Annotated in this window: 27 protein-coding genes; 12 read left to right on the forward strand and 15 right to left on the reverse strand. The window is 39.3% G+C overall.

Features of this window, described 5'->3' with window-relative positions; translation table 11 throughout:
- Positions 1-8 precede the first annotated feature (8 nt).
- Together Q9M50_03845 and Q9M50_03850 are read left to right on the forward strand one after the other, a co-directional pair.
- A complete protein-coding gene (locus Q9M50_03845; GenBank protein ID MDQ7089762.1) occupies positions 9-701 on the forward strand; it encodes a hypothetical protein in 693 nt (230 codons plus the stop codon).
- 22 nt (positions 702-723) lie between these two features.
- The gene (locus Q9M50_03850; protein ID MDQ7089763.1) at positions 724-855 is read left to right on the forward strand and encodes an adenylosuccinate synthetase; all 132 of its coding nucleotides are present in this window, start codon (positions 724-726) and stop codon (positions 853-855) included.
- Here Q9M50_03850 and Q9M50_03855 read toward each other — a convergent pair.
- The 5 genes from Q9M50_03855 to Q9M50_03875 all read right to left on the reverse strand — a co-directional run bounded on the left by Q9M50_03855 (position 842) and on the right by Q9M50_03875 (position 3183).
- Positions 842-1015: a hypothetical protein gene (locus tag Q9M50_03855; GenBank protein MDQ7089764.1), complete on the reverse strand. Its 174-nt coding sequence runs from the start codon at positions 1013-1015 to the stop codon at positions 842-844. The genes Q9M50_03850 and Q9M50_03855 overlap by 14 nt on opposite strands.
- A 27-nt stretch (positions 1016-1042) precedes the next feature.
- A complete protein-coding gene (locus Q9M50_03860) occupies positions 1043-2017 on the reverse strand; it encodes an ISAs1 family transposase (GenBank protein MDQ7089765.1) in 975 nt (324 codons plus the stop codon).
- Between the two features lie 193 nt (positions 2018-2210).
- Positions 2211-2345 (reverse strand): hypothetical protein, encoded by a 135-nt coding sequence (locus Q9M50_03865; protein MDQ7089766.1) that lies wholly within the window; start codon positions 2343-2345, stop codon positions 2211-2213.
- 47 nt (positions 2346-2392) lie between these two features.
- Positions 2393-2623, reverse strand: a complete 231-nt coding sequence (locus Q9M50_03870; protein ID MDQ7089767.1) for a hypothetical protein — start codon at positions 2621-2623, stop codon at positions 2393-2395.
- A 182-nt stretch (positions 2624-2805) separates the two neighbouring features.
- Positions 2806-3183, reverse strand: a complete 378-nt coding sequence (locus Q9M50_03875; protein ID MDQ7089768.1) for a hypothetical protein — start codon at positions 3181-3183, stop codon at positions 2806-2808.
- Between the two features lie 93 nt (positions 3184-3276).
- Here Q9M50_03875 and Q9M50_03880 point away from each other — a divergent pair, with 93 nt between their 5' ends.
- Positions 3277-3555 carry a DUF924 family protein gene (locus tag Q9M50_03880; protein MDQ7089769.1) on the forward strand — a complete coding sequence of 93 codons (279 nt, stop codon included), beginning with the start codon at positions 3277-3279 and terminating at the stop codon, positions 3553-3555.
- A 193-nt stretch (positions 3556-3748) separates the two neighbouring features.
- Here the strand turns inward: Q9M50_03880 and pyk are convergent, their stop codons facing one another.
- The 7 genes from pyk to Q9M50_03915 all read right to left on the reverse strand — a co-directional run bounded on the left by pyk (position 3749) and on the right by Q9M50_03915 (position 12548).
- On the reverse strand, positions 3749-5194 hold the full coding sequence (gene pyk / locus Q9M50_03885; protein MDQ7089770.1) for a pyruvate kinase: 1446 nt from the start codon (positions 5192-5194) through the stop codon (positions 3749-3751).
- Positions 5195-5202: 8 nt separating this feature from the next.
- Positions 5203-6216: a type I glyceraldehyde-3-phosphate dehydrogenase gene (gene gap, locus Q9M50_03890; GenBank protein ID MDQ7089771.1), complete on the reverse strand. Its 1014-nt coding sequence runs from the start codon at positions 6214-6216 to the stop codon at positions 5203-5205.
- Between the two features lie 190 nt (positions 6217-6406).
- Entirely contained in the window at positions 6407-8512 is a 2106-nt protein-coding gene (locus tag Q9M50_03895; protein MDQ7089772.1) for an HlyD family efflux transporter periplasmic adaptor subunit, read from the reverse strand.
- Positions 8513-8520: 8 nt separating this feature from the next.
- Positions 8521-9873 carry a hypothetical protein gene (locus Q9M50_03900; GenBank protein MDQ7089773.1) on the reverse strand — a complete coding sequence of 451 codons (1353 nt, stop codon included), beginning with the start codon at positions 9871-9873 and terminating at the stop codon, positions 8521-8523.
- Positions 9851-10639 (reverse strand): efflux RND transporter periplasmic adaptor subunit, encoded by a 789-nt coding sequence (locus Q9M50_03905; protein ID MDQ7089774.1) that lies wholly within the window; start codon positions 10637-10639, stop codon positions 9851-9853. Before Q9M50_03905 ends, Q9M50_03900 begins: the two co-directional genes overlap by 23 nt.
- A 93-nt stretch (positions 10640-10732) precedes the next feature.
- Positions 10733-11740 (reverse strand): class II fructose-bisphosphate aldolase, encoded by a 1008-nt coding sequence (fba, locus tag Q9M50_03910; protein ID MDQ7089775.1) that lies wholly within the window; start codon positions 11738-11740, stop codon positions 10733-10735.
- Between the two features lie 76 nt (positions 11741-11816).
- The gene (locus Q9M50_03915; protein ID MDQ7089776.1) at positions 11817-12548 is read right to left on the reverse strand and encodes a metallophosphoesterase; all 732 of its coding nucleotides are present in this window, start codon (positions 12546-12548) and stop codon (positions 11817-11819) included.
- A 95-nt stretch (positions 12549-12643) separates the two neighbouring features.
- Between Q9M50_03915 and ispG the strand changes: the two genes are divergently transcribed.
- The 5 genes from ispG (at position 12644) to Q9M50_03940 (ending at position 16679) form a co-directional block, all read left to right on the forward strand.
- A complete protein-coding gene (gene ispG / locus Q9M50_03920; GenBank protein MDQ7089777.1) occupies positions 12644-13876 on the forward strand; it encodes a flavodoxin-dependent (E)-4-hydroxy-3-methylbut-2-enyl-diphosphate synthase in 1233 nt (410 codons plus the stop codon).
- Between the two features lie 22 nt (positions 13877-13898).
- On the forward strand, positions 13899-14540 hold the full coding sequence (gene can, locus Q9M50_03925) for a carbonate dehydratase (GenBank protein ID MDQ7089778.1): 642 nt from the start codon (positions 13899-13901) through the stop codon (positions 14538-14540).
- Positions 14541-14552: 12 nt separating this feature from the next.
- On the forward strand, positions 14553-15596 hold the full coding sequence (locus Q9M50_03930) for an FAD:protein FMN transferase (GenBank protein MDQ7089779.1): 1044 nt from the start codon (positions 14553-14555) through the stop codon (positions 15594-15596).
- Complete coding sequence (gene nqrM, locus Q9M50_03935) at positions 15593-15805, forward strand: (Na+)-NQR maturation NqrM (GenBank protein ID MDQ7089780.1); 213 nt, start codon at positions 15593-15595, stop codon at positions 15803-15805. Before Q9M50_03930 ends, nqrM begins: the two co-directional genes overlap by 4 nt.
- Positions 15806-16016: 211 nt before the next feature.
- Positions 16017-16679, forward strand: coding sequence for a hypothetical protein (locus tag Q9M50_03940; GenBank protein MDQ7089781.1), 663 nt, complete (start codon positions 16017-16019; stop codon positions 16677-16679).
- 12 nt (positions 16680-16691) lie between these two features.
- Here the strand turns inward: Q9M50_03940 and Q9M50_03945 are convergent, their stop codons facing one another.
- Genes Q9M50_03945 through birA form a run of 3 tightly spaced genes read right to left on the reverse strand, consistent with a single transcriptional unit; the run spans position 16692 to position 18592 of the window.
- On the reverse strand, positions 16692-16871 hold the full coding sequence (locus Q9M50_03945; GenBank protein MDQ7089782.1) for a hypothetical protein: 180 nt from the start codon (positions 16869-16871) through the stop codon (positions 16692-16694).
- A complete protein-coding gene (locus tag Q9M50_03950; GenBank protein MDQ7089783.1) occupies positions 16868-17602 on the reverse strand; it encodes a type III pantothenate kinase in 735 nt (244 codons plus the stop codon). Before Q9M50_03950 ends, Q9M50_03945 begins: the two co-directional genes overlap by 4 nt.
- Positions 17603-18592: a bifunctional biotin--[acetyl-CoA-carboxylase] ligase/biotin operon repressor BirA gene (gene birA / locus Q9M50_03955; GenBank protein MDQ7089784.1), complete on the reverse strand. Its 990-nt coding sequence runs from the start codon at positions 18590-18592 to the stop codon at positions 17603-17605.
- Positions 18593-18680: 88 nt separating this feature from the next.
- Between birA and aroE the strand changes: the two genes are divergently transcribed.
- The 4 genes from aroE (at position 18681) to Q9M50_03975 (ending at position 22641) form a co-directional block, all read left to right on the forward strand.
- Positions 18681-19514, forward strand: coding sequence for a shikimate dehydrogenase (gene aroE, locus Q9M50_03960; protein MDQ7089785.1), 834 nt, complete (start codon positions 18681-18683; stop codon positions 19512-19514).
- Between the two features lie 87 nt (positions 19515-19601).
- Positions 19602-20528 (forward strand): hydroxymethylbilane synthase, encoded by a 927-nt coding sequence (hemC, locus tag Q9M50_03965; protein MDQ7089786.1) that lies wholly within the window; start codon positions 19602-19604, stop codon positions 20526-20528.
- Between the two features lie 9 nt (positions 20529-20537).
- On the forward strand, positions 20538-21335 hold the full coding sequence (locus tag Q9M50_03970) for a uroporphyrinogen-III synthase (GenBank protein MDQ7089787.1): 798 nt from the start codon (positions 20538-20540) through the stop codon (positions 21333-21335).
- On the forward strand, positions 21304-22641 hold the full coding sequence (locus tag Q9M50_03975) for a uroporphyrinogen-III C-methyltransferase (protein ID MDQ7089788.1): 1338 nt from the start codon (positions 21304-21306) through the stop codon (positions 22639-22641). The genes Q9M50_03970 and Q9M50_03975 overlap by 32 nt, the downstream gene beginning before the upstream one ends.
- Positions 22642-22659: the final 18 nt, after the last annotated feature.

The raw sequence follows: 22659 nt of genomic DNA on the forward strand, positions 1-22659 counted from the left end.
TAAGCACTATGTGTGGAATATTTGGCATTATTTCCAAAACGAGTGTTATTCGTCAGCAATTTTGCCAATTAGCTGAACGTAACCAACAACGTGGGAATTTAGCGTTTGGCTATTTTACGGCTAAAGTCTGTGCTGATAGTGATCAGACAACAAGCAATGTTTTTCGTTATCCACACGCTTTTGATCAGAACCTACTTACTGAAGAAAAAATTCAAATTAGCCTAGGGCATATTCTCGCGCCGACGGCTGGAAAATTAAAAAGTGTTGCAGAAATTCACCCTTTTAAAACTCGTGATGGCTATCTAGCCCATAATGGTTTACTGTTAAATTATAAACAATTTGCCTCATGGCGTATAAACTCGGATCTTGAAGTCGATTCTCAAGTAATTATTGGTGGTGTTCAATATTACTTAAAAGAAGGCTTAGACGTTTCAGCGGCGATTAAAAAAACCGTAGAACACTTTGAAGGACAGCAAGCGTGTTGGTATTGGCACAAGCCTACCCAATGTTTATATTTATGGAGAGTTATGGCCCCTATTTATGTAAGCCAAAATTCAACTACTTTTTATTTTTCCAGCACCCCGCATAATACGCTTACCGATAGTTTATTAAAAGAAGGCACTATTTATCAATTTAATTTAGCTTCTTTTACTTTAAAGAAAACAACTGATTTTTCATTTTATTCGCCTTATCAACTATAAATAATAACAAAGAGGTATTCACATGGGTGCGAGCATTATTGTCGGTGGACAATGGGGAGATGAAGCAAAAGGAAAAATTGCAAGTTATTTAACATTAAAAGATAATTTTTCTGTTGCTTGTCGAGTAGGACACGGCTTTCTCATAAAAAATTAGCTTGCTTAAGTGCAAAAATCAATGTCTCAGGAGAGTCATTAAATTGCTCAATACTTGCTTGAAAATTATGTACTTTATCTTTTGAGTTACGGAGTAAATTTAGCGCAAAACAGCGTAACTTTCCCATGATTTGAGATTGGTTTCCATGTTTAGATTGCACTTTATCTTCGCCTAAAGTTACGTCCAATTACCAATTATTAGATTCTACGCTCCAATGCTGCCGAATCGCTGTAGCAAGTGTTTTAACTGTATTTTTAGCGTTATTATTTTTACAGTTACTTAAATAATACGAGGTTTCTGTGGTCTTTTTTTGGGTTGCTTTTTCAAAAGTTTCTCGATTCATAACCACTAATGTTTGCAAGCCACTGGCTTTCCATCGCTCATCAATTTCTGCTACCGATAAAGGCTGTAATACGGCATGACGACTCGTGATTCGCCCGTGTCCTGCATCATGCTGAGTAAATTCTGCAAGCGGTGTTTGTTTTGATAAAACACGGCATTTTTCAAGTAATTTAGGTTGATTCTTTTTGACTTGAATAATAAAAAATCCGCCGTCTTGATTAACTTGGGTCATCGTTTCAGGGTTACAATGATGCGCATCTAAGCTGATTTTTTTAGAACTTAACCTCGTTTCCTTTAATAGCTCACGAGTAACAGGAATTTCGCTTGCCTTATCGCCCACTTGTCGAGCTTGAGCGACATCAAAACGGCTTTGGTGTGAAACTGCATGAATAATGGCTTGTTTTTCACCTGACTTAATCGTGCCACGCATGACTTTGCCATCAATAGCAACCCATTCATTGGCAATAATATGAACTGTTTTTTCATCAAAAAAGGCATTAATTAACCGATTTAAGTCCTGCCAATCCAAATTTTCCAACATTCGTGGAAAATGCGCGCGAGAAACCAGAGGGGCATCTTTAATCCCAGTTACTTCACGCAGCCAGACAATTTTATGAGTCATATAACGATGAATACTGAATACTTTTGAGCGTCCAACCAGCATGGCAAAAACAACAGTAACGATAAAAAAGGTCAGTGAATGCCACTTGCCGCGATTATCACGATAATCGGGGAGTCCTTTCAAAGCATCAATGAATTTTCTTTCATTTATTTCTATTGTAATTTCAGGTTCATTATTATTTGAGGTTGTAATTGGCATGTTGTGGTAAATTTAAATAATTGTATTTTACCAAATATGTCAATGTTATTTTTTATGAGAAAACCGTAACCTATACCGTGGCCAAGCTAACGCCTATTTACAGGATGAGAAAGCTAAACTTATTTGTAAAAAAGGTTTAGAGCTGGGGGATGATAAAAAAGTATCTACTTTAAATTTCAGGGTAAAACAAATATCAGACCTGCAAACTTTGCGCTTTTTGAGCGATAAGATTCGCCATAGACGGCATTTTGAATTCACCACTAACTCGGTCATAAACATAATCATAAAAACTCACGGCTAGTTTTTTAGCCGTTTCAGCAAGACTCATAAGACTGTCTTTGATTTTCGTGCCTTTCTCATTTCGAGTCTGGAAGCTTATGTCTCGCGCACGCGCTTGTCTTCTTGATTCATCACTGTATTGACAGGTATTTGAGCATCAACTTTTACCCGCGCTTTATCAGCTAACTTGAACTCGTCAAGCAAGGATTGAGCTTGTTGATTGTAGATATAATGGCGTGGCGCATAATCGGTCAGCACGTCCAGAACCGATAAACGGTCTTTGTTTTTAGGGGTGAAATAAGCGGTAAACAAGTCATTGCAGACCACCTGACAATAGTGGTTATCACCGTTGACTCGCGCACTGGTATCATCAATATGACCGTATCACTGTTGAGAATACCGCTGCGATAAAGCTCGCTTTTTCCTGAGACTTAAGCATGGGAATTAAGCTACGAAAAAGCCTTTAGATACTAAGTCGCTAGGCAAGCCAGTTTTGTCGAGTAGGCATTTTAGCGTTTGGTCGATTTTAACTCGTGGGATCTTGGGTTTACGGCGGCGTTTTTCTTATCCGAGTCCGTATTTTCAGTGTCGTTATTAGTTTCTTTTTGCGCGTCAACTTGTGCTTTTTTACGTTCGTCTTCGGATGAAATATCATCACCCTTATTATTTTTATTGGGTTTGATATCAGGCTTTCCCTGCTCACCTTTCAAGCGATTAACCTCGTCACGAAGTTGCTGTAATTCAGTTTCTAAAGACAATTTATCACTGGCTAAGCGTTCAATAAGATTGAATATTTTTTTGACAATATCCTGCGCTTCGCTACTTTCCATTTGAGCGATTGCTTGATAAATGGCGTTAGTTTCAGCCTGTCGGTCGTGGATATTCAAAGTATGTAAATGTTCGTTCTTTTATGATATGTTGTCAAATCTATTTTAGAAATTTTATCTTTACCCTGAGATTTAAAGTAGATACATAAAAAATTGCCTTTTATCATGCGACTTTTCTTGTATCTTCCCTTAGAACACTCTGAGAATAAAAGAGATCAGGATCATTCTGTTGCGCGTCACAAAGCCTTATTCGATGAAATACCCGAAGAAAGTAAGTCAAAGTTTCAACGAAGCTTGGAATACAGTGAAATTCACAGGAATATTATTATTAAATTTGGTCGCTATCCTCACCGAAATAACATATTGGGTCGAAAAAATACGCCTGAAGAAGATATTTATCTTTCCAGTGATTATCCTGATTTTGGTCAATAAAGACAGATTTTGCCATGAAAAATTACAAAATTTTTTGTTAGATACAGAGAAAAAGTGGGCAGACATAAAAAAAGCGGTGAGAATAAATAATTACCCTCACAGCTTAAGTCGCTGAACATAACGTAGTCTCTATTTTAATGATTATAATAAAGGACTATTTTTGTTCAAACATGGCATTTTAGGATTGCACTCGTTAAGGAGTTAAGCCTTCACCGACGGTAACCACTTTTAACGCATTGGTGCCGCCAACTTGTCCTGTTAAATCCCCTTTGGTAATAATAAACTTATCACCCTGTGCGGCTTGACCAAACTTTTTCAATTCATCCAAAATTTCACGATTTACTTGAGCATGATCTTGTTTTTCAAGGGTATAAAACACAGGAAAAACGCCACGGTAAATAGTCATTCTACCTAAGGTTTTTTCACGACCACTAAACGCATAAATAGGAATGGATGAGCTAATGCGCGACATCCATAAAGGCGTAGAACCTGATTCTGTTAATGACACAATGCCTGTGATTTCAGAATGATTGGCCATGTACATCGCTGACATCGCAATAGCTTCATCAACACGATCAAAACGACATTCAATACGATGGCCTGATTTACGAATGGTCGGTTGTTTTTCCGTTTCAAGACACACACGATCCATCGCTTCAATCGCTTGAACAGGATATTGACCACTTGCTGTTTCTGCGGATAACATAATCGCATCCGTCCCATCTAAAACCGCATTCGCGACATCAAATACTTCAGCACGCGTTGGAATCGGACTTTCAATCATTGATTCCATCATTTGTGTGGCAGTAATGACAGCACGATTTAAGGCTCTGGAGCGTTGAATTAACTTCTTCTGCGCTGCGGGTAAATTCGCATCGCCAATTTCAACCCCTAAATCCCCTCGCGCTACCATGACCACATCGGAGGCAAGAATAATTTCATCCATCGCTTCCATTGCTTCAGCACGCTCAACTTTAGAGACGATCCCCGCATAACACCCTTCCGCTTCTAATAAACGACGAGCCTCATGGAGATCTTCCCCTGTACGTGGAAAAGAAACGGCAACAAAGTCAGCATCAATGATTCCGATGTGTTTAATATCTTCTTTATCTTTCACTGTTAAGGCAGCGGCTGATAAGCCTCCGCCTAAAAGATTAATGCCTTTATTGTTCGATAAGGGCCCACCAACAATGACGGTACAGTTAACACGCAAATCATCATCAACATTAACCACGTCTAAAACAATACGGCCATCATCCAGTAATAAACGACTTCCCGGTTTAACTTCTTTTGCTAGCGGTTCGTAGGTAATTCCTACTTGCCTATTATCGCCGTCATGAATACTTAAATTTAAATCCAGTGCGAACTTTTGCCCCATTTCCAGAAAAACTTTACCTTCTGTAAAGCGTGCAATACGAATTTTAGGCCCTTGTAAGTCAGCAAGAATACCGACACGACGACCCGTTTTTTTACTCAATGCACGCACTGCATTAGCACGATCAATGTGGTCTTGGGCAACGCCATGCGAAAAATTTAAACGCACAACATCAACACCGGCATTAAATAAACCCTCTAAAACACCTGGCTTATCTGTCGCAGGCCCGAGTGTCGCTAAAATTTTGGTTCTTCTTAATGACATAGTAAACCTTATTTTGCGTTGATAAGTGCAACCGTAGTATCCAACATACGATTAGAGAAACCCCATTCATTATCGTACCAAGAAAGTACTTTAACAAAATTGCCTGATGTTACTTTAGTTAACGCAGATTCATAAATAGACGAGGCTGGGTTATGGTTAAAATCCATAGAAACTAAAGGCTCTCTGTTAATTTCTAAAATACCTTTTAATGAAGTTTCAGAGGCTGCTGTTAAGATTTCGTCGATCTCTTCTTTCGTGGTATTTCTTGACGCTTGGAACGATAAATCAACGATTGAAACGTTAATCGTTGGAACACGCATGGCAAAGCCGTCCAATTTACCCGCCATTTCAGGTAAAACTAAACCAACCGCAACTGCCGCGCCTGTTTTTGTAGGAATCATTGATTGAGTTGCGGAACGTGCGCGCAATAAATCAGGATGATAAACATCGGTTAATACTTGATCATTGGTATACGAATGAATCGTTGTCATCAAACCATGTTCAACACCAATACTATCAATTAACGGTTTAACTAAAGGTGCTAAACAGTTAGTGGTACATGAGGCATTAGAAATAACGGTATCCGATGCTTTTAATATTTTGTCATTGACCCCATAAACGATGGTTGCATCAACATCTGCACCACCGGGTGCTGAAATAATAACTTTTTTTGCGCCTGCTTCAAGGTGAGCAGAGGCTTTGGCTTTACTTGCAAAAAAACCAGTACACTCATGGACAACATCAATCCCTAATTCAGCCCAAGGTAATTTTGAAGGATCTCTTTCAGAAAGAACTTTTATTTTGTCACCATTGACGATCATGTAATCACCATCAACAGAAACTTCACCTGCGAAACGACCGTGTACGGTATCGTATTTTGTTAAATGTGCATTAGTCTCAGGGTTACCTAAGTCATTAATGGCTACAATTTCAATTTCATCGGTACGACCTGCTTCATATAAGGCGCGAACGATATTGCGTCCAATACGACCATAACCATTGATTGCAACTTTAATTGCCATGTAAGCTTCTCCAGAAATATTTAATGAATGATAAAAAATGCTAATAAAGCACGGTTTAACTGAATGATTATAGCAAATTTAGTTAAATGATGCTATTGAGACTTAATGAAGGGATAAGCGGAGTCTTACTTAAAGTGCTTGAAAAACGGCTAAAAATAGGATAGTCGTTAAGCTCGCTTTTTTCTAGCGATTAAAAACCACTTTCTCGTCTAAAAAGGCTGTAAATATTATTTTTAGCCCGTTTGATAAAACTCTCAGGTTCGCCTTGTAAGACCACCGTACCTCGTCTTACGCGCTGTAAATTATCCAACGGCGTTAATAATTTTAAACGGATTTTATAGACACTAATTACGGGTAATAATTCGTGATCCTTATTTTCGCGTACCGCCACATCGCCTCCAAATAATGAGGCAGAATACAACGCATCCATAGCTCTCACGGACATGCTTTCAATTTCAGTAACCTCAACAGCCGTGATGGGAAAGTTACCGTGTTCTGGGTGAAAATAGCCTTTTGAGCCTCGCTGAACCCGAGATAAATAGGCTTCTTTTAAATAAGCCACAATTTCATATTCATTTTTATCTAAAATAGCTAAGAGTTGTGTGCCTTCCGCAATCCAATCCCCTGCGTTAATAGTTTGCGCCTTATCGACAACGATTCCTGATTCTACGGCGGTGACCGTTAATTTTTGGTATTTTTTTAATAAATTACGTAACCGTTGATTTTGGGTCACTAATGAACTGTTAACAATTAAGGCTTCTTGACGCATTTTTTTATTAAAGCCTAAAAAAGCCCGCTGCCAACTCAATTCTTTATAGCGTTGTTCCACTTGATTTTTTTCGTGGACTAATTCAGGGGCTTCCATTTCAATCAACACGGTCTGTTTTTGAACTAGATCATTATTTTTTACAGCGATTTTGGTAATTTGGCCCGAGACGGGGGCGTAGACAGCGGTATAATTTGCTTTGACAAAGCCCGCTATTTCAATGGAGCTTCGCCACGGAATAAAGGCTAACCCGATTAAAAATAGAAGTAAGAAACTACTGCGTAAAGTCGCGTAATTCCAGTGAACTTGAGGCCAAAACGTTTGCCACTGTTTTAATTCATTCCATAAAGGACGCAAAATAAAATACACAATTTCAATTAAAAATAAAATGATCCCTAGTGCTTTAAAAAAAAATAAATAGACTAAGGTGGCAATACCCAAAAATAAAAAGAAACGGTAGGTCCAAACCGCGAAGGAAAAATAAACTAATTTTTTTTGTATTGGTTCGGGTGGCTCAAAATTTAAGTTAAAGATTTTTTCACGTAGCCACCATTTGGCCATTGCAAAGGATCGTGATTCTAAATTAGGGAGTCTTAACCAATCCGACATTAAGTAATAGCCATCAAAACGCATCAAGGGATTAAAATTGACTAAAATACTCATGATCCATGTTGTGGTTGCTAACAAAAAAAAGACACTTTTCAGCATTCCTTCAGCGGCTAAACTCCAACAAAATAAGCAAATAATGGCCACCCCTAATTCAACGGCAACCCCTGCAATCCCAATATTCATCCGTTTACGACGTGAATTAAGTTTCCACGCATCACTGGTATCGGTATATAACACGGGCCATGCGACTAAAAAGGCGACCCCAATAATGGGGACTTTACAGCCCATTTTTTTAGCGGTGTAAGCATGACCAAGTTCATGAAGAAGCTTAATTACGCCAAGCGTCAACATATAAACCCCAAAGCCTTCCGCATTAAAAAAATGTAAAAAGGTACTGATAAAACGGTCTAATTGTCTAAGGGCTAAAAATCCCCCCATTAACATTAATAATGCTAACCCCATAAAGACGGGCGGCGTGCCTAACCATGCGACATAATTCAGTGTTTTTGTTAAAAAACGGTCGGATTTCCAAAAGGGAATTCTAAAAAATAAATAGCTTTTCGCTAAATAGGTTAGCCAGCCTTTTTTCTGCATTTTTAACTGTTGTTGAGCGTACCAACTTTTTTGGCTGTCATCCCCTAGAGTTAAATTATTCACCCTTAAAAAATTAAATAATTGAGCCACTTCATCCGTAGTGACGTTATAACCTATTTTTAAGGTCGCTAACTGAGCAATTTTTTCTTCATCGCCTTGACCACAAAAAAGTAATAAATTCATTTCTAATTCGCCAATCCGAAAATAGCGATTACTTAAGGGATCATGCAGCATCCATGAGGGCGCACCTTCTAAATCCGCCTCAGCAGGATACAAATTAAGTTCTTGACGTAAGCAAGGTGGGGGGGATTTTTGTGCTTCTGGCACATTATTTCCTAAAGTCCCAGCCATTGTCTTGCGGCGGCAAAGGGTCGTCTAAAGAGATAATAATATAAAGGCACGGAAGCTCCATAAATTTTTGCGGTTCCTCGTAATCCAATACGCGGGGGGGTTGTCGTTACGGGAAAATCAGCGCGCGCTCTAAAGGCAAATAAACCTTCGGGTGACATTTCAGCTTGAAAATTAACATAGTTTAACTGGGCCTCTTGTGAAATTTCAGGTGAAACATTTAAAAACAATTCAACCTGAGCCTGTTTGGGTAATTCAATACTGTCCCCTACCGCTAACCACATTTCAAGTTCAGCGGATGCGGCATTGGCGAGGGTTAATAATCGTTCCCCCAGTTGAACAGGTTTTCCTTCCAATTCATAAACATCAGGAACAATAGCCACCCCTGAACGCTCAGCATGAATATTAATTCGCTTTAATAACGATTTAACATAATTGACTTCGGTGTATCGCTGTTCAATACGAGCCGCCAACATGGGAATTTCAGCGGATGATTCGGAATCTAAAATCGAACTTTGTTGCGCTCGGCGGTATTCGGCCTTTGCAATTTCAAGTTCTTGGGTGGCAACATCCAGACGCGATTGCAACTCAGTATCATCCAAACGCACTAACAGTGAACCTTTTACCACTGCTTTGTTAGGAAGGGCTAAAACTTCTTTAATAACGCCTTTGAGGGGGGCGCGAACCACCATGGGATTTTTAGGAACAACTTCCGCTTGTGCTAATACCGATAAGGGGATGGGTATTAATAAAATAGCCACTAAAACGACCACTAAAGAAGCCCAAATCACGGTTTTTACATTTTTTAAAGCGGCAAAGGCCGCGTGTTTCTTGTGTGATAATAATTCAACCGAATACGCAATGGCATTCCCCCAATACTGCAGTAATCTTAATTCATCCGCTTGCCAGCTTTGTGAACGCGCTAATAATAATCCACCTAAACATTCCCCATCAGCGGATAAGAGCGGTAACCATAAGACTTCTTGGGGTAAAAATTCATCCCAACCACGTATTTCCTCGGCGGAAAAAAAACATTCCTTACCTTCTTTTTTGATGATGGACGGCTCCATTAAGTTTTTTGAGACCAACTGCTTACAAATCGGTTTTAACCAAATATAAAAAGGGGCTTCTTTAACGGGCATGGGAATACCTGAAATCGCCTCAATGTTTCGATGACCTCGAAAATGACGATAAAAAACGGCTAGCTGGTAAGGGGCTATTTTTTGAGAATCATTGACTAAAAAATGACCTAATTCTGCTAAGGTGAGTTTACTTCGCAACTGCTGTTGTAGAAGTAAAATATCCGTTATAACAAGATTATTTTTCTTTGTTGCTGACATTGCTTGAACTCTTAACCGCTGTGAACGTTACTTCGCCACTCATGCCAGGTAATAAATTTTTAGGGGGGCGTATTAATTTTCCAATGATACGGATGGTTTGGCTAACAGGGTCAATCATACCCACATGGCGATCAATCTTTGCATTAATCGGGGTATTTACTTCATCTAATTGAATTGAAAATTGAGTACCCTTCGGGGTTTTTTTCAATCGTTTTGATGGAATGACCATTTCAATTTCAAGACTACTCGAATCAACCAGTTCTAATAAGGGGTCGCCCTCTTTTATATATTGATGCGCTTGGGCTATTTTATTAGAAATAATCGCTGAAAAGGGCGCGGTAATCGTACAATCCGCTAACATCACCTCCGTTTTTTTGAGTTCTGCTTTTTGAATAGCGACTTCAGATTTTGCTAAGGTTACCTCTAACAAACTAATATTTTTATAGCTCGCCAACTTCGTATTGACGGCTAATTTATTTTCTGCGGCATTCAGTCTGGCTAAAATCACCGCTTTTTCAGCCATTTCGGCGCGACAATCAAAGGTTGCAATTTTTTGACCTTTTTTGATTCGTTGACCGTGAGTCACGGGAAAGCTAATTAGTTTTCCTGATAAGCCCGCAGAAATGATCGTAAATTGTCTTGCACGCAGTTGACCGCGTAATCCATTTTTTAATTGCGGAAGAGCTAGGGATGTTAACGGAGATTGAATAACCTCATCCGCATAAACAGCCGTAATCCCGATACTAGGGGTTATTAATGTTGCCAAAAGTAGAGGATAAAAAAAGTCAGGTATTAATTTAAAATTCATGGGTCATAACGTAATAAAGTGAGTTTAAATAATCTTTAATGATTGCTAATTTTAATAACGCAGCCTCATTTCAGCTAAAGGAACCGCTTTAATTTTACTCGCATGTCCCGCGCTTCCAAAGGCTTCATAACGCGCCTGACAAATAGCTTGCATGGCTTCTCTCGCGGCATTATAAATTTTACGCGGATCAAAGTCAGCTGCATTTTCAGGTTGAGCCAAATAATGACGAATCGCTCCCGTTGAGGCCATTCGTAAATCCGTATCAATATTTACTTTGCGAACTCCGTATTTAATTCCCTCAATAATTTCAGATACAGGCACCCCATAAGTTTGGGTAATATTTCCCCCGTGATCGTTAATGCTTTTTAACCACTCTTGAGGAACAGAGCTTGAACCGTGCATCACAAAATGGGTATTCGGTAATTTTTGCTGTAATTTTTTTAATAGGCTAATAACCAACACATCCCCCGTTGGTGGCTTGCTAAATTTATAAGCACCGTGACTGGTACCTATCGCAACCGCTAATGCATCCACTTGGGTTTGCTGTACAAACTCAACCGCCTCATCTGGATCGGTTAATAACTGTTTATTATTTTTTGTCGTAGTCGAGGTTAACGCGCCTAAACAACCGATTTCACCTTCCACAGAAACCCCACACGCATGAGCCATTTTAACGACGGTTTGAGTCACCTTGACATTATAGTCAAAGGAGGACGGCCTTTTCATATCGTCAAGTAACGACCCATCCATCATCACCGAACTAAAGCCAGACTGAATCGCTTGTATACAAAGATCGGCTGACGGCCCATGATCGCGGTGCATCACCACGGGAATATGAGGATATTGTTCAATGGCCGCAAGAATTAAATGGCGTAAAAAAGGCTCGCCTGCATACGTTCTCGCCCCTGCGGAATCTTGAATAATCACAGGACTATTACACGCATTAGCCGCTTGCATAATCGCTTGAACCTGCTCCATATTACTGACGTTAAAGGAGGGAATCGCAAAGCTGTGTTCGGCCGCATAATCCAAAAGTTGCCGCAGGGATACTAATGCCATAATTGAAGAGTCCTTGAATTTATTTACTAAAAAGTTTTAGGATTAACGCTTAAACATTGAATAAAAAATGGCGTCATTAGATCGCAACCACTTTATTTAAATCAAAGTCTTTTATTTCACTGCGATTTTTGTAACCGCGTGTATTACTTAAAATACGCGTTCCTAATACCTGATAATCATTTTGACTATGAATGTGACCATGAAACCAAGCACTAATATCATAAGTATTAATAATTTCATGCAACGAATTGCAATAGGCTATTTTTTTTAATTCATTATTAGTTTCATGCCAACTTAAGGGAACGGGGGCGTGATGCGTAACAACCACCGTTTTTCCATCAAAAGGTTCATCGAGTTCATTTTCTAACCATAAAAGTGAGGATCTATGGAGTCGAGTGAAAAGAGCAGGATTAAAAAAATCATCTTTGAAACGAATATTTCTAAAATCATTAAGCCGCGTGCTTAGTTTGTTAGCTTTTTTTTCCCCTTGATTTAATAAATCCGTCCATAACGTACAGCCTAAAAAGCGAACCCCATTCATAATGAGTACATCTTTTTCTAAAAAATGAACATTACTATTCGTGCAGCTATTCCGCAGCATATTAAGGGTTCTTCGGTATTCATGGGTATAAAATTCATGGTTGCCTGCAATATAAATAACAGGCTTGTTAATGCCTTTAAGCCAATTAACCCCCTGTCTTCCTACACCTATATCACCTGCTGCAATGACAAGATCAGCATCGGTTTCAGGTCGCTCTAAACGACCAAACTCTAAATGAATATCTGAAAAATAGTTTATCCGTACCATTTATAACTCTATTACCTATCCTGTATGGAGTATAATTTCACTAAGTATCGCTATTCTTTCAGATATTCGTATTTTTTCCAACAAAGAATTTTATTATGTCCTTAAGTATCAGAAAAAAAACCCAACAAGTCTTAATTGGTGATGTGAAAGTCGGAGGCAATGCCCCTATTGTGGTGCAGTCTATGACCAATACAGATACCGTTAATAAAAAGGCTACGCTTGAACAAATTATCGAACTTGCGACCGCAGGTTCTGAACTCGTTCGTGTCACCGTAAACTCAGAAGAAGCGGCGAAAGCCATTCCTGAAATTCGCAATCAACTGGATAAACAAGGTTATTCCGTCCCTATTATTGGTGATTTTCATTTTAATGGCCACAAGTTATTGGAAAAATACCCTGATTGTGCGGCCGCATTAGATAAGTATCGTATTAACCCAGGTAACGTAGGGCGCGGGAAAAGTCGGGATCCTCAATTTCAACAAATGATTGAGTTTGCCTGTCGCTATAATAAACCTGTGCGTATCGGTGTTAATGGCGGGAGTTTAGATCAAGCCGTTTTAACTCGCCTATTAGATGAAAATCGTCAAAAACAAACCCCTGATGAACTATCGGTTATTACACGTGAAGCGATTGTTTTATCCGCCTTAGAAAGTGCCGATAAGGCACAGGAAATCGGTTTGGGTCAGGACAAGATTATTTTATCGTGCAAAATTAGCAACGTTCAAGATCTTATTCGTATTTATCAAGACCTATCAATACGTTGTGACTACGCGCTCCATTTAGGTCTCACCGAAGCGGGAATGGGTTCAAAAGGTATTGTTGCCTCATCGGCTGCTTTATCCGTACTGATGCAACAAGGCATTGGCGACACGATTCGTATTTCGTTAACACCTGAACCTGGTGCGACACGAACAAAAGAAGTCATTGTTGCGCAAGAAATTTTACAAACAATGGGGTTTAGAGCCTTTACGCCAATGGTCATTGCTTGTCCTGGTTGCGGTCGGACGACCAGTGATTACTTTCAAAAGCTTGCTTTAGATATTCAAATCTATTTACGCGATCAAATGCCTATTTGGAAAAATAAATACCAAGGCGTTGAAGAAATGGATGTCGCTGTCATGGGCTGTGTTGTTAATGGCCCAGGTGAGAGTAAAAATGCTAATATTGGTATTAGCTTACCCGGCACAGGGGAAACACCTGTTGCGCCTGTTTATGAAGATGGCGTTAAAACAGTGACCTTAAAGGGCGATAGAATTGCTGAAGAATTTCATGATCTCGTTGAACGCTATGTTGAAAGTCATTATGGATCAAAGACCACGACACAATAACACTTAAATTTTAGGGAAAAAAATGATCCGAGATACACTTTTTAAAAAAAATAGAATGTGGGCTGAAAAAATGCTACGTTCTGATCCAGATTTTTTTAAACGATTGCACAAGCAACAAACCCCAGAGTATTTATGGATTGGCTGTTCCGATAGCCGTACATCGGCTAATCAAATTGTAGATTTAGACCCTGGTGAAATTTTTGTTCATCGTAATATCGCCAATGTCGTTGTCCACACGGATTTAAACTGTTTATCGGTGATTCAATATGCCGTTGAAGTGTTAAAGGTTAAACATATTATTGTTTGCGGACATTATGGTTGTGGGGGAGTCAGGGCGGCGATGGAAAACCATGAACATGGATTAATTGATAACTGGTTACGCCATATTCAAGATGTCTATCGGGCGCATCGCGAAGAAATAGATGGTTTACCCATTAAAAATGATCGCTTCCGTTTATTATGTGAAAAAAATGTTATTGAGCAAGTAATTAATGTTTGTCATACCACCATCGCCCAGCGGTCATGGCGTAATGGCGTTAATCTTACCGTACATGGATGGATTTACAGTATTAAAAATGGCCTCTTAAAAGATCTTAATATTTCTATTTCTAGCCCGCAACAACTGGAAAATTCCTACAAATATCACGGGTTAAATCACTCTTAAACAAAGGCTTTTATGTTTACTCGCTTTAATCGTGTTCGCGGTTTTTATTTTATTTTATTATGGGTCTTAATGGGTTGTAATGAATCCCCCGTTAACCCCCCTTATGCGTTTAATTATTCCGATGGCATTATGGGAACAAGCTTTAGTATCAAAGCCCCCCATTTACCTGAAACCATTAAAGCAGACGCATTAAAAATACAGATTAAAGCTAAACTCGATGCACTGAATTCCCAACTGTCAACCTATGAAAAAAAATCGGCTTTAAGCTTATTTAATCAAAGTGACACCACGAATTGGCAAACAATACCTAACGCGTTATTGACCGTACTCATTGAAGCCCAGCGTATTAGCGAATTAAGTTCAGGGGCCTTTGATATATCGGTTGGGAAGCTTGTAAATTTATGGGGATTTGGGGTTGAACCCATGCGCTTTACAACGCCTGATGAAACCCGTTTAAACCAGATTTTAACCACAACAGGGTATCATTATTTATCAATAGACCCCATGGGGTTAAAAATAAAAAAACAAGTTCCTGAGCTTTATTTAGATTTATCCGCCATTGCTAAGGGCTATGCGGTTGATCAAATTGCTTTACTCTTAGAAAGCCAAGGCATTCAAGATTACATGGTGGAAATTGGCGGAGAGATTCGTTTAAAAGGCCAAAACAATACGGGCGGTGCGTGGCATATTGCGATTGAAAAACCCACCCCTGAAAAACGGATGATTCAAAAAGTAATTGCAATAACGAACAGTGCAATGGCAACGTCGGGGGATTATCGTAACTTTTTTGAATCCGACGGCGTACGTTATTCCCATACCATTGACCCGCGCACAGGGCGACCGATTAAACATCAATTAGCATCGGTGACTATTTTAAGTGACTCATCAATGACAGCGGATTCACTGGCAACAGCAATGATGGTTTTAGGGGAAAACGAAGGCTACAAATTAGCCGAAAAACACAACATTGCTGCATTATTTATTATTAAAACTGCTGAGGGTTTTGTAGAAAAAAGCACCTCTGCTTTTATCGAATTTTTTAAGGAAAAATCATGATTTATTTTCTCGTTACCTTTATCTTTATGCTGATTATTGTCGCTTTAATGGCGGTTGGGGTTATTTTTGGTCGTCGCGCAATCAAAGGCTCTTGTGGAGGTGCGGGTAATGCAGAGTGTGTCTGTGTTGAGAAATGTGATAAACGAAAAAAACGCGATGCCGAACAACAAGAAACATCGGTTATTAATACGGATTTACTTAAATCATGACAAATAAAGCGATTTAATCCGATCACGACCATAATCTAAACCTGACACATTAAATTTTAGCGTTTTTTGTATACAAATAGAACCGTAATCATTTGAATATTAACTTTACTTTACTTTATCAACGACGCTTCAACTAAAAACGCTTTAACGAGACGAGCCAATAATAGATAATGAAAATGAAATAGAAAAACAGATTAATGAGCTTTTTACCTTGATACAAAATTATTGTTCAGAAGAAATGAGTGACGAGGTTCAACAATCATTAGCCACCTTAATCAACGCGATTAATTTAGCGCGTCAAACCAATCAATTGGACTTGATTCCTAGTATTAATATCGCCTTTAAAGCCATCAGCATCAAAAATCCAAATTTAATCTTCGCTAACGAAATTATGGACAGTGTCATGGCTGATCTTAAAGGGGGCGCTAAGTTTTCACCGCCCGTGCAAGTTGTGATTGGGCTTGTAACCCTTCTTTTTGGTGTTATTCCGTTATTATCTTCGATTATTCCCATGCTGATGAACCAAGATTATATTTTTAATATTCCGACCTCGCTTTTTTTCACGGTGGCTTTATTTGGAGCTATCGGCAGTATCGTCAGTATTATGGTTAGAATTCAGGATTTTTTAACGGTTGGTGTCAAAGATCGTTTTATCCTTTATTTTACAGGGGCCTTTAAACCCCTTATTGGGATGGCCTTTGCCTTATTTTTATTGGCGTTAATTAAATCGGGCTGGGTTCCTCTGGATATAAAACCTGAAACCGAAAATTATTTTTTTATGGCCATTGCTTTTATTGCAGGATTTAGTGAGCGTTTTGCACGTGATATTGTTGATAACATTGAGACTCAAATTATAGAAGCAACTCAAAAATAGCGGTATAATCCCTTAGAATTTTATAACCCGCTTAGTTTTTTTAGTTTCTTTAGCCACGGATTCGGTGACTAATAAAATTTGCTTTTCCGCCAACGGATCTATATTAACTGTCGTGACGACAGTGGGTTGTTGATAGTGGGCTAAAAAATAAACACTGTTCACCAATAAGAGAAAAAAGAAGAAAATTTTCATACGCTTTTATTTGTTAAAATAACCAAACCCTTTAAAACTAAATCGGGTTCAAGTGTGACGGGAAATGATAAATTTTGAGCAATCAGGTGGGCATCGCCGCCTGTTAAAATACACATCGAAGGGGCGGATTGACGGTTTACAAGCTGCTCAATTAAACCCACAGCGGCATAAAGTGTCCCACTGAAAATAGCCTTATCGGTTTTATTAGCCAACCCCAGCGAATACTTATTTTCGGAAAAGCTTAAGGCGGTTGTATTCGTTGATAACGCCGATTTCATAAGCTGTAACCCTGATGAAATTACGCCACCTTTGTGCTGTCCATCGTCATCTATAAGATCAAGTGTAATCGCCGTTCCACAATCAATCACCCATGCGGCTTGTTGATAATAATGATAACTGGCAATTAACGCTAACCAGCGATCAACCCCCAGTTTTTGAGGCTGTAAATAACTATTTGTCACCCCAAATGCATTCGCGGTACTTACCGCAATAATAACTTTTTTATCCGCCCATAACTGCCGTAATATCCGAAGAACAATGGATTTAATCGCATCAGAACTCACTGAAGAAATAGCAATCGCATCGGGGGACTCTAAAGCTTGCCAATCATGGATTAACTGCTGACTAAAATTTGGATTTTGATGGCTTATCGCTTGACTATCCTTGAGTTTGTTGACGGTTCCAAACGCCCATTTTAAACGGGTATTGCCTATATCAATGAGTAAATTCATTTAGGTTTGTCGAAAGCTGACTTCACCCGATGCAAACGGGGTTATCAGACCGGATAGCTCTTTCAATAACAGCATCCCCGTGTCATCAATGCCAACAATAGTGCCTTCAAATTGTTGTTTCCCACGATAAATAGTCACCTCACGCCCACGCATACAATCATAATCGCGCCATTCGGTTAAGTAATGTTTAAAGGTTTTTGTTTCAAAATCGGTCACAATCGGTAATAAATGATTGAGTAATAACGCCGATAAACCATTACGTGAATAGCGCATTGACGGCATTATTTTTTCTAAATCAACCCACGGCTGGGTAATCAACCCCGTTTCTTTTTCAGGTAAATAAAGATTAAGCCCTAATCCAATGATCGCCGTACACTCCCCACTGGATTCACCTGAAATTTCAATTAAAATTCCACCTAATTTTTTATCGTGCCAATAAATATCATTCGGCCATTTTAAACCCATATTATCAACGCCCAGTTCCGTTAAAGCACGAATAATGGCGACACCGATGGCAAGACTTAATCCTGAAAGACTCGAAAAGCCTTGTTGAAAAACCCAAGACAGTGATAAATAAATATTAGACCCAAAAGGTGAAACCCAGTCACGCCCGCGTCGTCCGCGCCCCTTGGTTTGCGATTCTGCAAAACAAACATGACCTGATTGCGGACTTAATTTCATAGCGTCCAATAAATAATCATTGGTTGATGAAATTTGTGGGTAAATATCAAGGGCGGATAACGAGGATAGAACGGCGGGGGTTAAGTTTTTTTTAATCTGTGGGGCGGATAATAAGTCTAAGGAGCGGTTAAGGCGATACCCCTTACCTCTTACGGCATTGACCTCCAGACCCAGTTCAGAAAAACTTTGGCAATATTTCCAAATAGCCGAACGACTGAGGCCTAATTCTGCGGACAATTTTGATCCTGAATGAAAACAATCATCGGCAAGACGTGTTAAAATTTTAAAATGGTTATCTGTGAAAGTCACATTTCTGATAGGTTTGATAATAAGACAATACACGAACTATAACAAACCTTTCCCCCTTTTTTCAAAATTATTTATTGAGTCCTTGTTTATGTGTTCCCCTGATCGTTATGCTGTTTTTGGACAGCCCATTAGCCACAGTAAATCCCCTCAAATTCACACACTCTTTGCCCAACAAACCACCCAAAATTTAAATTATCATGCGCAAGAAGTCGGGGCTGATCGCTTTGAAACTGCAACGCGTGATTTTTTTGCTCAGGGCGGAAAAGGGCTGAATTGTACCGTGCCTTTAAAAGAATTGGCTTATCAATTTGCCGATCAATTAACCCCCCGTGCAGAGTTTGCAAAAGCTGTTAATACCCTAGCCTTACAAACCGATGGCTCTATTTTAGGTGATAATACCGATGGCTGTGGTTTAGTGAGTGATTTAATGACTAATCATCAAATTACGCTTAAAGACAAACGAATTTTAATTTTAGGCGCAGGCGGTGCATCACGCGGCATTATTAGCCCGATCATGCAGCAAATGCCAGCCCATTTAGTGATTGCTAATCGTACGGTTGAAAAAGCGATTGCTTTAGCGGTTGAGTTTCAAAGTTTAGGGGATATTAAAGGGGTTGGCTTTGACGCGCTGGTTAACAGTCAATTTGATCTAATCATAAATGCCACCTCTGCCAGTCTGAGTAATCAACTGCCTCCCTTAGCGGACAAACTCTTAGCCGAACACGGTGATTGTTATGATTTAGCCTATAGCAATGACCCCACCGCCTTTGTTCTTTGGGGGATAAAAAACCAAGCCGCTACCAGCATTGATGGGCGTGGAATGTTAGTTGAGCAAGCCGCAGAAGCCTTTTATGTTTGGCGTGGCGTGCGTCCTAATACCCCCCCTGCAATAGCCCTGCTTAATCAAAAATCGACTGTGTAAGGGTTAAGGTGTTTGTAATTTACCCATGACCTCAATGATTAATAAAGGTTACAATAGCTATTTTTTTATTGATCGACAGGGTTAATTTTGACGGTACACGTTATTCGTATTGCAACGCGAAAAAGTCCCTTAGCCTTATGGCAGGCTAAACATGTTGCGGCTAAATTAGAAAGTGCTTTTCCACAGCTTAAAACCGAATTGGTTACGATGGTGACCCAAGGCGATAAAATATTAGATACGCCTTTAGCCAAAATAGGGGGAAAAGGTTTATTTGTTAAAGAATTAGAACAAGGAATGCTCGCAGGTTTGGCTGATATTGCCGTTCATTCAATGAAAGATGTCCCCGTTGAATTTCCTCAGGGCTTACATTTAGCGGTTATTTTAGAACGTGAAGACCCACGAGATGCCTTTGTCTCTAATCGTTATCATTCACTGAGTGAACTTCCTGAAAACGCACAAATAGGAACCTGTAGCCTTCGTCGTCAATGCCAGTTAAAAGAACGATTTCCAAACGCTGAAATTTTACCTTTACGCGGCAATGTTAATACCCGATTAGCCAAATTAGATGCGGGTGAGTTTGATGCGATTATTTTAGCCGCCGCAGGATTAAAACGGCTTGGAATGGCGGATAGAATTACGGAATGCCTTGATAGTACCCTTAGTTTGCCTGCGATTGGGCAGGGGGCTATTGGAATTGAGGCCCGTAGTGATGATAAAGAAATTAACCAGATTTTACAAACACTCAAGGATGATGCAACCAGCATTCGTTTAACCGCTGAAAGAGCGATGAACGCGCGGTTACAAGGCGGATGCCAAGTACCGATTGCAGGCTTTGCTGAAATCAAAGATCAACAATTATTTATGCGCGGTTTAGTCGGTCGTCCTGATGGCTCTCTTATTTATCGTGCCGAGCGAACAGGGTCTATTGAGGATGCAGCTAAAATTGGGATAGAAATTGCAGATGATTTATTAAGGCAGGGCGCGGATAAAGTGTTAGCCGCCCTCTATTCATAGTCTTATATTATGGCGGGTTTACGGGATTCAAACATACTGGTAACGCGCCCCGTTCCACAAGCAAACGACCTTGCTTTATTAATTGAACAACAAAAAGGCCACGCGGTTATTTTTCCAACCTTAGCGATTGAACCTTTAAAGGATGTCATTTCAGTCGAAAAACGTTTAGAAAATATCGCGTGTTATCAATGGCTTGTTTTTATTAGTGCGAATGCCGTAAATTTTGCTCATCAAGCCAATAAGGGCAAAATAGAAAATTTCAAACGACTTAAAATTGCCGCCATAGGCAAGGCGACCACAAAAGCATTAAAAAATAAAGGCTTAAGCGTGGACTTAACGCCTGACTCAGGTTTTAATAGCGAAGCCTTATTAAAAAGGCCAATTTTACACGCCATTAAAGGGCAACGTTTTTTAATTATACGCGGGCAAGGTGGACGAGAAACGTTAGCAAACACATTAAAACAACGGGGAGCCATCGTTGACTATTTAGAAGTTTATCGACGTGTTAAGCCCAAATCAACGGATGATAGTGAAGTCGTTAGCTTATTAAACCAAAAGAAACTGACCGCAATTACAATTACCAGTGGCGAAGCCTTAAATAATTTAATAGCACTATTAGCAGGACGTATAATAGAGACACGACTATTAGAAGTACCACTGATTGTTATCAGTGTTCGATTAAAAGAAATGGCAATCAAATTAGGATTTAGAGACGTACTTGTGAGCGCAAGTCCAGCTAATACAGCAATTATTAAGACAGTAATAACAGTGTGCAATGGGGAAGACTGTGGCCGAAAAAGTAACTGAAGAAAAACAACAAAAAGATGAAATCGTAACAGAACACGTTACCGTAGCAGAAAAAAAATCCAACGCATGGATTGGATCAGTACTTATTGTATTGCTGATTGTAATTATAACGTTTATAGGTTTTTATTTTTTGCAACAGTTAGGCATTAAGCAAGACGATCAGCAGCTAAAAATAGGGAATGAAAACCTACGAATTTTTGAGTTAACGAAGCAATTGAATAGCATTCAATCGCAACTCGCGTCCACACAATCACAGCTGACCTCTGTTGATGCCGATGTCACCGATACGGATAATGTCTTTAATAAACGATTGTCTGAATTTTCAAAACGTAATGATGAAAAATTAGAAGCGACTCATGCCGATTTAAGACAAACTATTTTACGGCTACAACGGCAATTAGGTAAGACACGCGGTGACTGGCTAATGGCCGACGCGGAATACTTATTAAGTGTTGCCAACCAAAGACTGTATTTAATGGATGATTTAAACACCTCGCATGAAGCTTTAACGGCCGCCGATCAACGGTTGCGTGAAAGTGGGGATGCGGCGGCCTTTAAAGTCAGAGAACAAATTGCAAAAGAAATTGCCTCCCTCAAAGAAATCACGGTGAATGATGTTGTTGGGAGTTATGCGCGGTTACAATTATTAATTGAAAAGGTTGGCACCTTAACTCTTATTTTACCGTATGCCGCCAAACCACTGGTTGGATCTAAAGTAGTGAGTGGGCATAAAGAAGGGGCAGCCGATACGCATAGCCTAACGAATCAAGTCTTAAAACAATTAGATGGTTATGCAACGATTCGCCATTCAGATCATGTGGTTGATAAAATATTAACCGCAGAAGAAGCTAAATTGATTAAACAACAATTAAGCATCAAGTTAGAAATGATTAAAATCACCTTGGTACAGAAAAACAAATCACTTTATGAGACCAGTGTTCACGACGCATTAAACTGGTTAAAGCTTAATTTTACCCAAAATAAAAGTGCGAAGTTTTTTGTAACCGAATTAAATCAGCTTAATAAAATTCAAGTCCATGCCAAATTACCTGATATCAGCCTTTCATTAAAAATGTTACGTGATATTACCAAGCTTCGAATTGAAACAGATAAAGCGTTACAAGCCGACGAGGATGTTAAAAAAGCGACTGAACTTGAACAAAAATTAAAAAAATCAGTTGTTAATCCCAGCGTAAAGAAGCCAAGTAAAACCGATAATAAAGCGACTACGGATAAGACGAAAAAGACAACCGAACCCGTGACTCCCGAAAAAACAACCGTTACGCCCAAAACAACACCTAAGTAATAAAATAGAGACTCAATA

The sequence above is a fragment of the Methylococcales bacterium genome, from assembly GCA_030949405.1.
GTDB lineage: Bacteria > Pseudomonadota > Gammaproteobacteria > Methylococcales > Methylomonadaceae > WTBX01.